The organism is Streptomyces sp. NRRL WC-3605 (assembly GCF_001509795.1).
GTDB lineage: Bacteria > Actinomycetota > Actinomycetes > Streptomycetales > Streptomycetaceae > Streptomyces > Streptomyces viridochromogenes.
This window is the reverse complement of record NZ_LLZN01000001.1, coordinates 364,044-377,278: the sequence shown is the minus strand read 5'-3', so window position 1 is coordinate 377,278 and position 13,235 is coordinate 364,044. Positions and strand designations below refer to the sequence as shown.

Sequence of the window (13,235 nt, the reverse complement as noted above, 5' to 3'; positions counted from 1 at the left end):
GGTTAGGCTCGTTCCCGTGCCCTCGAAGAACGACCGCCCCGAGCAGGGCGACACGCCCAGCAAGTCCGAGCAGACCCGCGCGCTGATCCTGGAGACGGCCATGCGGCTGTTCCAGGAGCGCGGCTACGACAAGACGACGATGCGGGCGATCGCCCAGGAGGCCGGGGTCTCCGTCGGCAACGCGTACTACTACTTCGAGGGCAAGGAACACCTGATCCAGGGCTTCTACGACCGGATCGCCGCCGAGCACCAGGCGGCGGTCCGGGACATCCTGGCCCGGGAGACGGACCTGGAGGCGCGCCTCGCGGGCGTGCTGCGGGCCTGGCTGGACATCGCCACGCCGTACCACGAGTTCGCGGTGCAGTTCTTCAAGAACGCCGCCGACCCCGACAGCCCGCTCAGCCCCTTCTCGCCGGAGTCGGAGCACGCGCGCCAGGAGGCCATCAGCGTCCACCGGCAGGTGCTGGCGGGCGCGACCCGGACGAAGGTGCCCGAGGAACTGCGCGAGATCCTGCCCGAGCTGATGTGGCTGTCCCAGATGGGACTCGTCCTGTACTGGATCTTCGACCGGACCGAGGGCCGCGAGCGCAGCTACCGCCTCGCCGCGCGCGGGGCCCGGCTCACCGCGCGCGGGGTCGCGCTGGCCCGCTTCCGGGTGCTGCGCCCCCTGGTGCGCGAGGTGCACGACCTGTTCACGGACTTCCTGCCGGGGATGACCCGGATGATCCCGGACCCGGCGAAGGAGCGCACCCGCGGGCCGGTGGACGGGGAGTCCACCGGCCCGGGGGCGCCCGCGCGGGACGAGCGCCCGTGAGCCGTCACCGCGTCAGTTGACGGCGTCGACCTCGTCCCCGGTCAGTTCGACGTCGTGCACGAGCGGGCCGTCCGCCACGACCACGTGCGCGGCGCGTGACCCGTACGCCGGTGCGCTCGCCGCCAGCAGATAGGTGCCCGGCGCCGGCACCGACACGATGTACGACCCGTCGGCCAGGGACGTCACCCGGTCCAGCTGCCGTCCGCCCTTGCTGAGCAGCGTCACCGCCGCGCCCTCGACGGGCTCGCCGTCGGCGGTGAGGACGAAGCCGTGCACGACCGAGGTGGCGGCCGGGCCGTCCGGGGCGGGCGCGGCCGGCGCGGGCTCCTCCGCCGGCTCGACGGCCAGATGCGGGAGCCGCTTGTCCAGCCAGCCGGGCAGCCACCAGTTGGCGTTGCCGAGCAGGTGCATCGCGGCCGGCACCAGCGCGGTCCGCAGGATGAAGGCGTCCAGCGCGACGGCCGCCGCGAGGCCGATGCCGGCCATCGCGCCCTCCATGTCGCCGCTCAGCACGAACGCGCTGAACACGCAGATCATGATGAGCGCCGCCGAGTTGATGACGCGGCTGGTCTCCGCGAGGCCGACGCGCACCGCGCGCGCGTTGTCCTTGGTGTGGACCCACTCCTCGTGCATCCGGCTCACCAGGAACACCTGGTAGTCCATGGACAGGCCGAACAGCAGGGACAGCATGATGACCGGCAGGAAGGAGGTGATCGGGCCCTCCTTGCCGACGCCGATCAGCTCGGTGCCCCAGCCCCACTGGAAGATCGCCACCAGGACGCCGAAGGAGGCGGCGGCCGCGATGAGGTTCATCAGAGCGGCCGTCAGCGGCACCACCAGCGAACGGAACGCGATCAGCAGGAGCAGGAAGCCGAGCGCGATGATCGTGGCCACGAAGTACGGCAGCCGGTCGCCGGTCACCGACGCGAAGTCCTTGAAGACCGCCGTCACCCCGCCCACATGGGCGTCGGCCCCCGCCTGCGGGATCACGTCGTCCCGCAGCCGGTCGATCAAGGCGTCCGTCTCCTCGGACTGGGGCGAGGTCTCCGGCACCACCTGGATCACGGTGACCCCGTTGGCGGGCGGGACGGGCGCGACCTGCGCGACGCCCTCGGTGCCGCGGATGCCGTCGACCAGGCCCGCGGGCGCATCGCCCTCGACGACGACCTGGAGCGGGCCGTTGAAGCCGGGGCCGAAGCCCTCGGCGAGCAGGTCGTACGCCTGCCGGGTGGTCGTGGACTCCTGGTGGTTGCCCTGGTCCGTGGCGCCGAGGCGCAGCGACAGCACGGGGATCGCGAGGACCGCCATGACGACGACGGCCATCGCGACGACCGGACGCGGCCGCCGCTGGACGTACGCCGACCAGCGAGCCGCGAGCCCGGCAATCTCCGCGGGCTCCGGACCGGCCGCGGCGAGCCGGGCCCGCTGACGCCGGCTGAGCACCCGCATGCCGAGCAGGCCCAGCAGGGCCGGCAGCAGCGTGATCGCGGCGAGCACGCTCAGGACGACGGTGAGCGAGGTCGCGACGACCACGCCGTCCAGGAACCGCATGTTCATCACGAGCATCCCGGCGAGGGCGATGCACACCGTGCCGCCCGCGAACAGCACCGCCCGGCCGGAGGTGTTGAGGGCGGTCACGGCCGCCTCCTCCGGCTTCATCCCGCGCAGGATGCCGCGCCGGTGCCGGGTGACGATGAACAGGGCGTAGTCGATGCCGACGCCGAGCCCGATCAGTGAGCCGAGCAGCGGGGCGACCTCGGGCACGTCGGTGACGTGGCTCATCAGCATCGTGGCGATCATGCCGGTGCCGACGCCGGCGACGGCCACCACGATCGGCAGCAGCATCGCGAACAGCGAGCCGAACGCGAGGAACAGCACCACGGCGGCCGCGAGGATGCCGACGGCCTCCGCCGTGCCCTGCGGGGGCTCCTGGGTGCGGGCGATGGCCTGTCCGCCGAGCTCGACCCGCAGGCCGTCCCGCTCGGCGGCCTGAGCGGTGTCCACGACGTCCTCGATCAGTTCCTTGGGGACGGCGTTGGCCTGCTCGGTGAAGGTGACCTGCGCGTACGCGATCCGCCCGTCCCGGCTGATCTGCCCGGCACCCTGCTCCGCGTACGGGTCGGTGACCTCACCGACGCCCTTCATCCGCCCGATCTCCGCCAGGGCGGGCTCGACGCGGGAGCGTACGGACGCGTCCCGCACGGATCCCCCGTCCACCTTCCACACCACCGTGTCGGTGTCGCCCGCACGCTCCGGGAAGGCCTTCTCCATCAGGTCGTACGCGGTCGCCGAGTCGGTGTCCGGGAGGGAGAAGACGTTCGCGTAGTTCGTGCCCGCCCCCGAACTCGCCGCGCCCAGGCCGAACAACGCCCCCAGCCAGAGCAACAGGACCACCAGCCGGTGCCGATAGCACCACCGTGCCAATGCCGCCACGCTCAACGCTCCTTAGTCGGTCGGATGGTCCCCCAGGTCCTGCGCAACAGCATCGGCCGTGCGCCCGCCCGCGCGGCAGGCGACGGCCATGACTCTCAAGGAACTCCAAAGACGGAACCGGCCCCGCCGCGCGCGGGCCCGCCGATACTGGGGGCATGACGACGGCTTCAGGCACCGTGCTGGTCGTGGAGGACGAGGAGAGCATCGCGGACGTCCTCGGGATCGCCCTGCGCTACCACCGGTTCGAGGTGATGACGGCGGGCACCGTGCGCGACGCGGTCGCCCTCGCCGAGCGCACCTGCCCCGACGTGGCGCTGCTCGACGTCATGCTCCCGGACGGCGACGGCCGTGCTCTCGGCCGGGAACTGCGGCGCACCCGGCCCGAGCTGGCGCTGGTCTTCCTCACCGCCCGCGACGCCCCGGCGGAGATCGTCGGCGCCCTCGGCTTCGGCGACGACTACATCACCAAGCCGTTCGACGTGGACGTGGTCGTCGCCCGGATCACGGCGGTGCTGCGCCGCACCCGCCCCGCCGACGTCCTGCCCCAGCGCCCGCCGCTGCGCTACGGCGACCTGGAGCTGGACGAGACGACGTACTCGGTGCGCCGCGCGGGCCGTACGGTGGAACTGACCCCGACCGAGTACGCGTTGCTGCGGTTCCTGGTGCGCAACGGCGGCCGGATCGTGCCCAAGGACCAACTCCTGCGCCATGTCTGGCAGTACGAGCACACCCCGCCGGAGTCGACCGTCGTAGAGACGTACATCAGCTATCTGCGGCGCAAGCTGGACGCCCTGGGGCCGCCGGTGATCACCACCCGGCGCGGCGTCGGATACGGGCTGGCATGAGGGCCCGGCACCTGCTGGAGCGGTGCCGGCGCCGCGGCATACGCTCGCTGCGCGGCAAGCTGACCCTGGTGAACGTCGCGCTGCTGGCCGCGGGCATCGTCGTCGCGACCGCCGTGAGCCTGATGACCGCGCGGTTCTATCTGCTCGACAAGGTGGACACCGAGCTGAAGAGCGCGCGCGGCACCCTCGGCCAGGCCGGGTTCACGCTGCGTCAGATCGAGTCCCTCAGCGAACTGGGCATCGCGCTGGACAGGTTCAACGGGGACGGCGCCACCGACACCGATCCGCTGCCCGTCCCGTCCATGGTCTACGTCGCCGTCGACCCCGCCGGCGAGCCGGTCGCGCTGGGCCCGCTGCGGCCCACGCCCCGCCAGCACGCCCTCGCGTCGGCCGTCGGTGATCCGACGGCGCTGGCCTCCGACGAGGAGCCGCGGGACGTCACGGTCGAGGGCGAGCGCTACCGGATGGCGGGAGCCCGGCTGGCGGACGGCACCGTCGTCCTCATCGCCATGCCCACCGAGGGCCTGCACGAGGGCATGGGCAAGGCGCTGAAGATGGATCTGGCCGTCGGCACCGCCCTGCTGGCCCTGCTGGGCTGCCTGACGATGTTCAGCGTGCGCCGGCGGCTGCGGCCGCTGGAGGACATGGTGGAGACGTCGTCGGCCATCGCCGAGGGCGATCTGACCCGGCGCGTCCCCTCGAGCAGCGACGCCACCCTGGAGGTCGAGCAGCTGCGGCTGGCCCTCAACTCGATGCTGCACCAGGTGGAGTCGGCGTACCGCACGCGCGAGCGCAGCGCGGCCCAGCTGCGGCGCTTCGTCGGCGACGCCTCGCACGAACTGCGCACCCCGCTGTCCGCGATCCACGGCTATCTCCAGCTGTACGACAAGGGGATGCTGCCGGACCAGGCCGAGCGCAAACGGGTCTGGGACCGGATGAACGGCGAGGTGGACCGGATGGGCCGGCTCGTCGACGAACTGCTCACCCTGGCCCGCCTCGACCAGCGGCCCGCCCTGCGGTTCCGCAACGTGGACCTGAGCCGGCTGGTGCGGGAGGCGGCGGAGGACCTGCGGGTGCAGCAGCCCGAACGGCCGCTGACCGTCGCCGCCGAGGGGTCCCTCCTCGTGCACGCCGACGAGTCGGGGCTGCGTCAGGTGCTGGGCAACCTGCTGAGCAACGTCCGCACGCACACGCCCGCCGACGTGCCGGTGCGGCTGGAGCTGGAGCGGGACGACAGGTCGGTGCGGCTGTGCGTGCGCGACCGGGGGGCGGGGCTGTGCGAGGAGGACGCGGCCCGCGTCTTCGACCGGTTCTTCCGGGCCGGCGGGGGCGCGGGCAGCGGTCTGGGCATGGCGATCGTGCAGGGCGTGGTGGACGCGCACGGCGGTGAGGTCGCCGTGCGGACGGCGCCCGGTGAGGGGCTGGCCGTCACGGTGACGCTGCCGGCGCCGGCGGTGCCCGTCTCCTGACACCGCCGGCCGGGTGCGGCCGCCGTCAGATCCAGCCGAGGCTCCACAGCCGGAACACGCCGGTGCCGTCGGAGAGGTACTGCCCGCCGCGGACGTCCTCGGTGGTGACGACGTACTCCTTGGCCTGCCACAGCGGGATCACCGGCACGTCCCGGGCGACGGCCTCCTGCATGTCGCGGAAGTCCCGGGTGGCCTGGGCGCGGTCGGCGTACTGCTGGCTGGCGGTGATGAGCCGGTCGACCGTCTTGTCGCTGTAGCCGGTGTTCATGGTGCCCTTGGTGCCGACGAGAGGGCCGCCGTAGGTGTCCGGGTCGGGGAAGTCGGCGACCCAGCCGACCGCGTACGCGTCGAGCTTGCCGCCCGCCCAGCGCTTCTGGAAGTCGGTCCACTCGTAGCCCTTGACGTCGACCTTGAACAGGCCGCTCGCCTCCAGCTGCTGCTTGATCTCCTCGGCCTCCTCGGCGCCGGAGCCGCGGCCGGTGGCGAACCCGTAGGTGAAGCGCACCGGCAGGGTGACCCCGGCGTTCTGCAGCAGGGCGCGCGCCTTCGCGGTGCTCTGCTTCGGGTAGGCGTCGAAGAACGCGGTGGTGTGGCCGGTGATCCCGGTCGGGATCAGCGAGTACAGGGGGTCGACGGTCCCCTTGTAGACGGTGGCGGCCAGCTTCTCGCGGTCCACCAGCCACGCCATGGCCTTGCGCACCGCCACGTCGTGCAGCGGCGAGGAGGCGCGGGTGTTGAAGTAGAGGTTGCGGACCTCGGAGCTGTCGGCCTCCGAGACGCGCTGGTCGGTGTCGGCCGCGTTCAGGCCGGCGAGGACGCGGGGCGGGAGCGTGCGCGTGGCGGCGTCGATCCGCCGGTCGGCCCAGGCGTCCCCGAGGTCGTTCGCGTCGGAGTAGTAGCGCAGTTCGACCGGGGTGGCACTGCCGCTGACGGCACCCTTGTAGCGCGGGTTGGGGTCGAGCGTGGCCTGCTTGCCCTCGCTGTAGCCGGACAGCGTGTACGGGCCGGTGCCGTCGACGGAGTCACCGGTGCGCAGCTCGCCCGCCGGGTACTTCTCCCGGTCGACGATGGCGCCGGCGCCGGTGGCGACCTTGAGCGGGAACGTGGCGTCCGGCGACGACAGCCGGAAGGTGACGGTACGGCCGCTCGCGCGCACCGAGCCGAGCGTGTCCAGCAGGGAGACCGGGCCGACGTCCGAGTTGATCCGCTTGACCCGGTCGAAGGAGAACTTGACGTCCTCCGCGGTCATCGCCCGCCCGCTCGGGAACCTGATGCCCTCGCGCAGCTCGCAGCGGTACGTCCGCAGGTCGTCGCCTGCGAAGCCGCAGCTCTCGGCGGCGTCCGGGACGGGTGTGACGCCGCCGGCCTCGAAGGTCATCAGCGACTGGAAGACGTTGCTGAACAACGCCCACGAGCCGGCGTCGTAGGCGCCGGCCGGGTCGAGCGAGGTGACGGCGTCCGTCGTGCCGACCGTGATGGTTCTTTCCTGGTTCTGCTGTGACGGCAGCAACTGCCAGCCACCCACTCCCACGGCTGCCAGCACGAGCAGCGTCGCGAGAATCCGCATGCGAACCGTACGCATGGGTGTGCCCTCTCCCCAGGCCCCGCAGGGCCCCCGCATGAAGCTGTTTATTTTTCAGCCACTCCCCTAAGTGGCGGGCACACCTAATCACATGGGTTTGATCGGACGGAAGGGGATTCTGGCGACATGAGAAAGAACTTACCTACGGGCGATTCCAGCAGGTTTCACAATTCGGTCACCTCAGGGGCACGCGCAGGTCAGGCCTGACGGGACGCCAACTCGATCACGGTGATGTCGGAAGGCGCGCCCACGCGCGTGGGCGGGCCCCAGGCGCCCGCGCCCCGGCTGACGTACAGCTGGGTGTCGCCATAGCGCTCCAGTCCGGCCACTGTGGGGTTCGCCAGCTCGGCGATGAGGCTGCCCGGCCAGAGCTGGCCGCCGTGGGTGTGCCCGGAGAGCTGGAGGTCGACGCCGTGCTCGACGGCGTCGTGGATCTGGACCGGCTGGTGGGCGAGGAGCACGCACGCGCGTGCCCGGTCGCGGTCGCCGAGGGCGCGGGCGAAGTCCGGGCCCTGCCCTTCGTCCTCGCCCGCCACGTCGTTGACGCCGGCCAGGTCGAAGTGGGGCAGCTCCGCGCGGGCGTTCTCCAGGGGGCGCAGGCCCAGCCGGCGCACCTCCCGGACCCATTGCTCGGCGCCCGAGAAGTACTCGTGGTTGCCGGTGACGAAGAAGCTGCCGTCGCGCGCTCTCAGTTGCGCGAGGGGAGCGGCCGCCGGGCCGAGGTCCTTGACGCTGCCGTCCACCAGGTCGCCGACGACCGCGATGAGGTCGGGCTGGGTGCCGTTGATCGTGTCGACGACCTTCTGCGCGAAGCCGCGGCCCAGGACCGGTCCGAGGTGGATGTCGCTGACGACGGCGATGCGGTAACCGTGCGCGGCGCGCGGGAGCTTGGCCAGCGGGACGGTGACCCGCTTGACCCTCGGGCCGCGCAGCACGGTGCCGGTGCCGTAGCCGACGGTGCCGACGGCGGCCGCCGCGGCGGTGCCGGCGACCACACGGGAGACGAACAGGCGCCGGCTGGGCCGGGGTCGGGGGTGCTCCTCGCCGTCGCCGTCGGCCGGGGGCGGGCCGGCGGTGAGCGCGGCTGTGCGGCCGGTGGCCGGGGACGCGCCCCGGCGGCCGCGCGGGCCGGCCGCCGCGGTGGCCGGGGCGACGGCCTCGGCGGCGTCCGGTTCGGGCCGCGCCGGGGACGACGCGCCGGCGCCCGCCCGCCGGTCGAGCCATCGGCGCAGCAGCGGCCGTACGAGCTCACCGGCCAGCAGGTACAGCAGCAGGTACAGCGACAGGGCCAGCCACAGGAAGCCCGGCCAGGCCAGGACCTGCTGGAGCCAGAAGGGCGCGCCCGCCCGCTCGGCGACCAGGGCACCGACCGTCAGTGCCCATCCGCCGGCGATCACGGCCACACCCACGCGGCGCACGGTCCCGGGAGCGCGGGTGGTGTCGCGGAAGAGGCGGCGCCACACCCACCAGTTGCCCGTCACCAGCACGGCCACCACGAGCAGTGCGACGAGCGCGAAGACGATGACCACGCCGGCGTTCCCTTTCCCTCACGTGCCCGGTGAACGTCCGGACCGGTGGCCGAGTTCCTATGACGTCCGGCGCAGTGCGCGCACTCCGCGCAACCCGATGGCCCCGACGACCGTCCCCAGTACGAAGGAGACGACGGCGAGCAGCAGATGCACCCAGAAGTACGCCGTGGGCTGCCCGTCCTCGAACGCGAGCCCGCTGCTGTCCTTGATCAGGTTTTTGACGAAAGTGACCCAGATGACCCAGCTCCACACTCCGAAGGCGAGCAGGAACCAGGAGACGGGGCGGCTGAGCTTCATGTCCTCAGTATCGCCGTCCCCCGCCGGGTGCGCGGAGCGGGGTGGGGGCGGGAACGGGACTTCCATGGGAACGCCCTGTACGTTTCCGCTCGTGCCCGCACCTACGAAGACCGCCAGGCGTGGCCTGCTGGTCGCCTCCGCCGTCCTGTCGTCCCTCGCGCTGACCGTGCCCGTCGCGCACGCGGCCCCCCGGCCGTCGCCGAGTACGAGCCCGTCGGCCACACCCCCGGCGGACATGTCGAAGGTGGGCGGGGAGCTGCTGGGCCGGCCCGGCACCCAGGTGAACCTCGCGGGCGGCGCCCCCGTCCTGCCGAAGGACCTGTCGGCCCGCTCCTGGATCGTCGCCGACGCCGAGTCCGGCGATGTGCTCGCCGCGCACAACGCGCACTGGCGGCTGGCACCGGCGAGCACCATGAAGATGCTGTTCGCCGACACCGTGCTGCCCCGCTTCCCGAGGACCACCGAGCACAAGGTGGCCGTGTCCGACCTGGCCGGGGTCGGCGCCGGCTCCAGCGTGGTCGGGATAAAGGAGAACGAGACGTACTCGGTGCACGACCTGTGGCTGGGTGTCTTCCTGGCCTCGGGCAACGACGCCGTGCACGTGCTGTCCGCGATGAACGGCGGCGTCGAGAAGACCGTGCGGGAGATGAACGAGCACGCCGAGGAGCTCCAGGCCCTCGACACGCACGTGGTCTCCCCCGACGGCTACGACGCCCCGGGCCAGGTCTCGTCGGCGTACGACCTGACGCTGTTCGCGCGTTCCGGGCTGCAGAAGAAGGACTTCCGGGAGTACTGCTCGACGGTCACCACGAAGTTCCCGGGTGCGACGAAGAAGAGCAAGGGCAAGTCGGTGCGCGGGTCCTTCGAGATCCAGAACACCAACCGGCTGCTGCGCGGCGACTCGGACATCTCGGTCTATCCGGGCATCGCCGGGGTGAAGAACGGCTACACCACCAACGCCGGTCACACCTTCACCGGGGTCGCCGAGCGCGACGGCAGGGTGCTGCTCGTCACCGTGATGAACCCCGGGAAGCAGGAGCACAACGAGGTCTACAAGGAGTCCGCGCGGCTGCTCGACTGGGGCTTCCAGGCGGCCGGCAAGGTGCAGCCGGTGGGTGAGCTGGTGGCGCCGAAGAGCGCCCAGGCCGGCGCGGGCACAGCCGGGGAGGCCGGGGGCGCCAAGGGCGCGGAGAAGTCCTCGAAGCCCGCCGTGGGCGCCTCCGCGGCCGGCGGGTCGGGCGGCGTCGGGGTCGCGCTCGGCATCGCCGCGGGCGTCCTCGCGCTGCTCGGCGCGGGCGTCTTCCTGGTCAACCGCCGGTGGCCGCTGCCCGACCTGGTGCGCCGCCGGGGCCGTTCCTGACCCCTGATCCGCCGGACGGGTCCGGGCCGCCGGAGGTCTCCGGTGCCGCGGACCCGTCCCCCAGCTCGGCCTCCTTGCTGCCGGTCGCCGTCCAGGCCGCGCAGAACACCACCAGTTTCGACGTGAAGTTGATCCACAGCAGCAGGGCGACGGGTACGCCGAACGCGCCGTACATGCTCTTCGTGGCCACGCCCTGGATGTAGCCGCTGAGCAGCAGTTTCAGCAGTTCGAAGCCGATCGCGCCGATCAGCGCGGCCACCAGCAGCCGGCGGCGCGGCGGTTCGACGCCCGGCAGCAGGGTCAGCACGTACAGCAGCACCAGGAAGCCGGCGAGGACCGCGACCAGGAAGGCGGCGGCCCGCAGCAGGACCCCGCCCCAGCCGCCCTCGTCCACGCCGAGCTGACGGGTCGTCCAGCCGACCGCCGCGGAGGCGACGGTGGACGCGAGGATCGTCACCAGGATCGCGCCGCCCAGACCGACCAGGACGACGGCGTCCTTGGCCTTGTGCAGCAGCGGGTTCTCCTCCTCGTCGGGCAGCTCCCACACCGCGCGCAGGCACTCGCGCACCGAGCCCACCCAGCTGATGCCGGTGAGCAGCAGGGCGGCGCCGGCGATGAGGCCGACGGTGCCGGCGTTCTGCACGAGGGTGTTGATGTCGAGCTGGTCGGAGATGCCGGGGACCTGGTCGGCCAGCTTGTCCTGGAGCTTGTCCTGCTGCTCCTTGCTGAGCGTCGCGGCCGCGACCGCCGCCGCCACGGTGAGCAGCGGGAACAGCGCGACGAAGCTCACGAAGGTCATCGCCGCCGCCAGACGCGTCCACTTCACCCGGTCCAGGCGCTCGTAGGACCGCCACGCGTGCGTGGTCATCAGCCGGGCCACCCAGGGCCCCACGACGGGGAGTCTCTTCAGCCAGTCCACGATCCGACTCTCCCCTCCGCACGGAACACCCATGTCCGTGTGCCCCAGAACCGCAGGACCGTAGCCAGCGCCATGCCGACGACCGCCCCCGAGACGGTGTCGGCGCGCTGGGAGGTGAACCCGAGCCCGTAGTGGCTCACGGCCAGGCAGAGCAGCTGGACGGCGGCTCCGGCGGCGTTCACGGCGAGGAAGGCGGCGTAGGGGCGCGGTCCGCGCGGGCGGGTGTGCCGGTAGGTGCCGAGGGCGTTCCCGGCGTAGGCGACCGTGCAGCCGGCGAGGAAGGACAGGCCCTTGGCGGTGAGCGGGCCGAGGCCCCCGGGGCCGCGCAGGGCGGTGAACAGCGCGAGGTCGACGGCGTAGGCGGCGAGCCCGGCGGCGGCGAACCCCAGGACCTCGCGGCGGGCGGGCCTCCCCCCTACCAATTGGCCACCGCCAGCGCGTACATCGTCATCCACACCACCCCGATGACCGCCAGGGCCCGGTCGCGCAGCACCACCTCCTCGGGCTCGCCCGCGGTGCCCCGGTCGGCGAACACGGCGTACCGCAGGATCGCGAGGACGAAGGCGACCATGGACAGCTGGCGCCAGGGCAGCACGCTGGTGTGCGGCACACCGCCCTCCTCCATGGCCCACAGGCAGTACCCGAGCACGGCCACTCCGGCCGCCAGCTGCCAGACGAAACGCAGGTAGCCCGGGGTGTACTCGGTGAGCAACGCGCGCGTGGCGCCCGCATTCCCGGCCATCTGCACGGCTTCGGAGTACCGCTTGGCCGCCACCATGAACAGCGCGCCGAACCCGGTGGTGATGAGGAACCAGCGCGAGAGCGGGATGCCGAGCGCGAGACCGCCGGCCACGGCCCGCATCAGGAATCCGGTCGTGACGACCGCGAGGTCGACCACGAGGACGTGCTTGAGCCGCACGCAGTAGGCCAGTTGCATGCCGACGTAGGCCGCCAGCAGGGCAGCGACGGCCGGGGAGGCCAGCCAGGCGGCGAGGGCGGGCGCGAGGACCGCGAGGGCGCCTCCCGCGGCGTACGCGACGGGGACGGGGACCTGTCCGGCGGCGACCGGGCGCCGGCGCTTGGTGGGGTGGGCGCGGTCCGCCTCGGCGTCGCGGGCGTCGTTGACCAGGTAGACGGCGGCGGCGCAGGCGGTGAAGAGCGCGAAGACGAGCGCCACCTGGGTCAGGGCGTGCACGGAGAAGAGCCGGCCCGCGGCGGCCGGGGCGGCGACGACCAGGACGTTCTTGACCCACTGCTTGGGACGCGCGGTCCTGAGCAGGCCCTTCGCCACCCCCCGCGGGCCGCGCCCGCCGGAGGGGGGCGCGGTGCGGGGCGCCGCTCTGCGCGGCCCGTGGAGCGTCGCCTCCCCGGCGCGCGCGGTGCTCGTCAGGGGTCCGGCGTCAGGCATGAACGCCTCCCGTACGCATCCAGCGTGCTCCGAGGCGCACCGTGAGCGCGCCGAGGGCCGCGCCCGCGGCCACGTCCGAGGGGTAGTGCACGCCGACGACGAGGCGGGACAGGCACATCGCGGCGGCGACCGGCGCGATCGCGGGCACGCCGAGCGCCCCGAAGGCGACGGCGGCCGCGGTGGCGGAGGCGGCGTGGGAGCTCGGGAAGGAGTGCCGGCCGGCGGTACGCACGAGCGGCTCGACGTGCGCCGGACGCGGGCGGCGCACGACCCGTTTGACCGCCATGCTGACGAAGTGCGCCCCTGCCGTGAGCGCCGTGCCGCGCAGCCAGGCGCCGCGCCGCCCGCCGTCCACGGCGGCCCCCGCCAGCCCCGCCGCCAGCCACAGCGCGCCGTGTTCGCCCGTCCAGGACAGGGCGCGGGCGGCGCCGGCGACGCGCGGGTCGCGGGCACGGGCGTGCAGGGCGGTCAGGATGCGGTGGTCCGCGCCCCGGAGGCCGTGACGATCGATGGCGTCGAGGTGGTCCATGTGGACCCACTGTTCACGCCCATGAGGGCGTCATTACGGCAATATTGGGC

Annotated in this window: 12 protein-coding genes; 4 read left to right on the top strand and 8 right to left on the bottom strand. The window is 72.9% G+C overall.

Annotated features, from left to right (window positions below; genetic code table 11):
* The first annotated feature begins 16 nt into the window (after nt 1–16).
* The gene (locus tag ADL34_RS01815) at nt 17–814 is read left to right on the top strand and encodes a TetR/AcrR family transcriptional regulator (RefSeq protein ID WP_062663847.1); all 798 of its coding nucleotides are present in this window, start codon (nt 17–19) and stop codon (nt 812–814) included.
* Between the two features lie 12 nt (nt 815–826).
* On the opposite strand, the gene ADL34_RS01810 is transcribed toward ADL34_RS01815, so the two are convergent.
* Nucleotides 827–3,238, bottom strand: coding sequence for an MMPL family transporter (locus ADL34_RS01810; protein ID WP_062663849.1), 2,412 nt, complete (start codon nt 3,236–3,238; stop codon nt 827–829).
* A 164-nt stretch (nt 3,239–3,402) separates the two neighbouring features.
* On the opposite strand from ADL34_RS01810, the gene ADL34_RS01805 reads away from it, so the two are divergent.
* Nucleotides 3,403–4,092, top strand: a complete 690-nt coding sequence (locus ADL34_RS01805) for a response regulator transcription factor (RefSeq protein ID WP_062663850.1) — start codon at nt 3,403–3,405, stop codon at nt 4,090–4,092.
* Nucleotides 4,089–5,561, top strand: a complete 1,473-nt coding sequence (locus ADL34_RS01800) for a sensor histidine kinase (protein ID WP_062663851.1) — start codon at nt 4,089–4,091, stop codon at nt 5,559–5,561. Before ADL34_RS01805 ends, ADL34_RS01800 begins: the two co-directional genes overlap by 4 nt.
* A gap of 25 nt (nt 5,562–5,586) precedes the next feature.
* Here the strand turns inward: ADL34_RS01800 and ADL34_RS01795 are convergent, their stop codons facing one another.
* The 3 genes from ADL34_RS01795 to ADL34_RS01785 all read right to left on the bottom strand — a co-directional run bounded on the left by ADL34_RS01795 (nt 5,587) and on the right by ADL34_RS01785 (nt 8,969).
* On the bottom strand, nt 5,587–7,128 hold the full coding sequence (locus ADL34_RS01795) for an ABC transporter substrate-binding protein (protein WP_234374924.1): 1,542 nt from the start codon (nt 7,126–7,128) through the stop codon (nt 5,587–5,589).
* Nucleotides 7,129–7,340: 212 nt separating this feature from the next.
* On the bottom strand, nt 7,341–8,672 hold the full coding sequence (locus ADL34_RS01790; RefSeq protein ID WP_062663855.1) for a metallophosphoesterase: 1,332 nt from the start codon (nt 8,670–8,672) through the stop codon (nt 7,341–7,343).
* Between the two features lie 57 nt (nt 8,673–8,729).
* Entirely contained in the window at nt 8,730–8,969 is a 240-nt protein-coding gene (locus tag ADL34_RS01785) for an SCO4848 family membrane protein (protein WP_062664383.1), read from the bottom strand.
* A 91-nt stretch (nt 8,970–9,060) separates the two neighbouring features.
* On the opposite strand from ADL34_RS01785, the gene ADL34_RS01780 reads away from it, so the two are divergent.
* On the top strand, nt 9,061–10,329 hold the full coding sequence (locus ADL34_RS01780; protein WP_324610548.1) for a D-alanyl-D-alanine carboxypeptidase: 1,269 nt from the start codon (nt 9,061–9,063) through the stop codon (nt 10,327–10,329).
* On the opposite strand, the gene ADL34_RS01775 is transcribed toward ADL34_RS01780, so the two are convergent.
* Genes ADL34_RS01775 through ADL34_RS01760 form a run of 4 tightly spaced genes read right to left on the bottom strand, consistent with a single transcriptional unit; the run spans nt 10,277 to nt 13,185 of the window.
* Entirely contained in the window at nt 10,277–11,248 is a 972-nt protein-coding gene (locus ADL34_RS01775; protein ID WP_234374923.1) for a YihY/virulence factor BrkB family protein, read from the bottom strand. The two genes, ADL34_RS01780 and ADL34_RS01775, sit on opposite strands and share 53 nt — an antisense overlap.
* On the bottom strand, nt 11,236–11,670 hold the full coding sequence (locus ADL34_RS01770) for a GtrA family protein (RefSeq protein WP_062663860.1): 435 nt from the start codon (nt 11,668–11,670) through the stop codon (nt 11,236–11,238). The genes ADL34_RS01775 and ADL34_RS01770 overlap by 13 nt, the downstream gene beginning before the upstream one ends.
* Nucleotides 11,664–12,656, bottom strand: a complete 993-nt coding sequence (locus ADL34_RS01765) for a decaprenyl-phosphate phosphoribosyltransferase (protein WP_062663862.1) — start codon at nt 12,654–12,656, stop codon at nt 11,664–11,666. Before ADL34_RS01765 ends, ADL34_RS01770 begins: the two co-directional genes overlap by 7 nt.
* The gene (locus tag ADL34_RS01760; protein WP_062663864.1) at nt 12,649–13,185 is read right to left on the bottom strand and encodes a phosphatase PAP2 family protein; all 537 of its coding nucleotides are present in this window, start codon (nt 13,183–13,185) and stop codon (nt 12,649–12,651) included. The genes ADL34_RS01765 and ADL34_RS01760 overlap by 8 nt, the downstream gene beginning before the upstream one ends.
* Nucleotides 13,186–13,235: the final 50 nt, after the last annotated feature.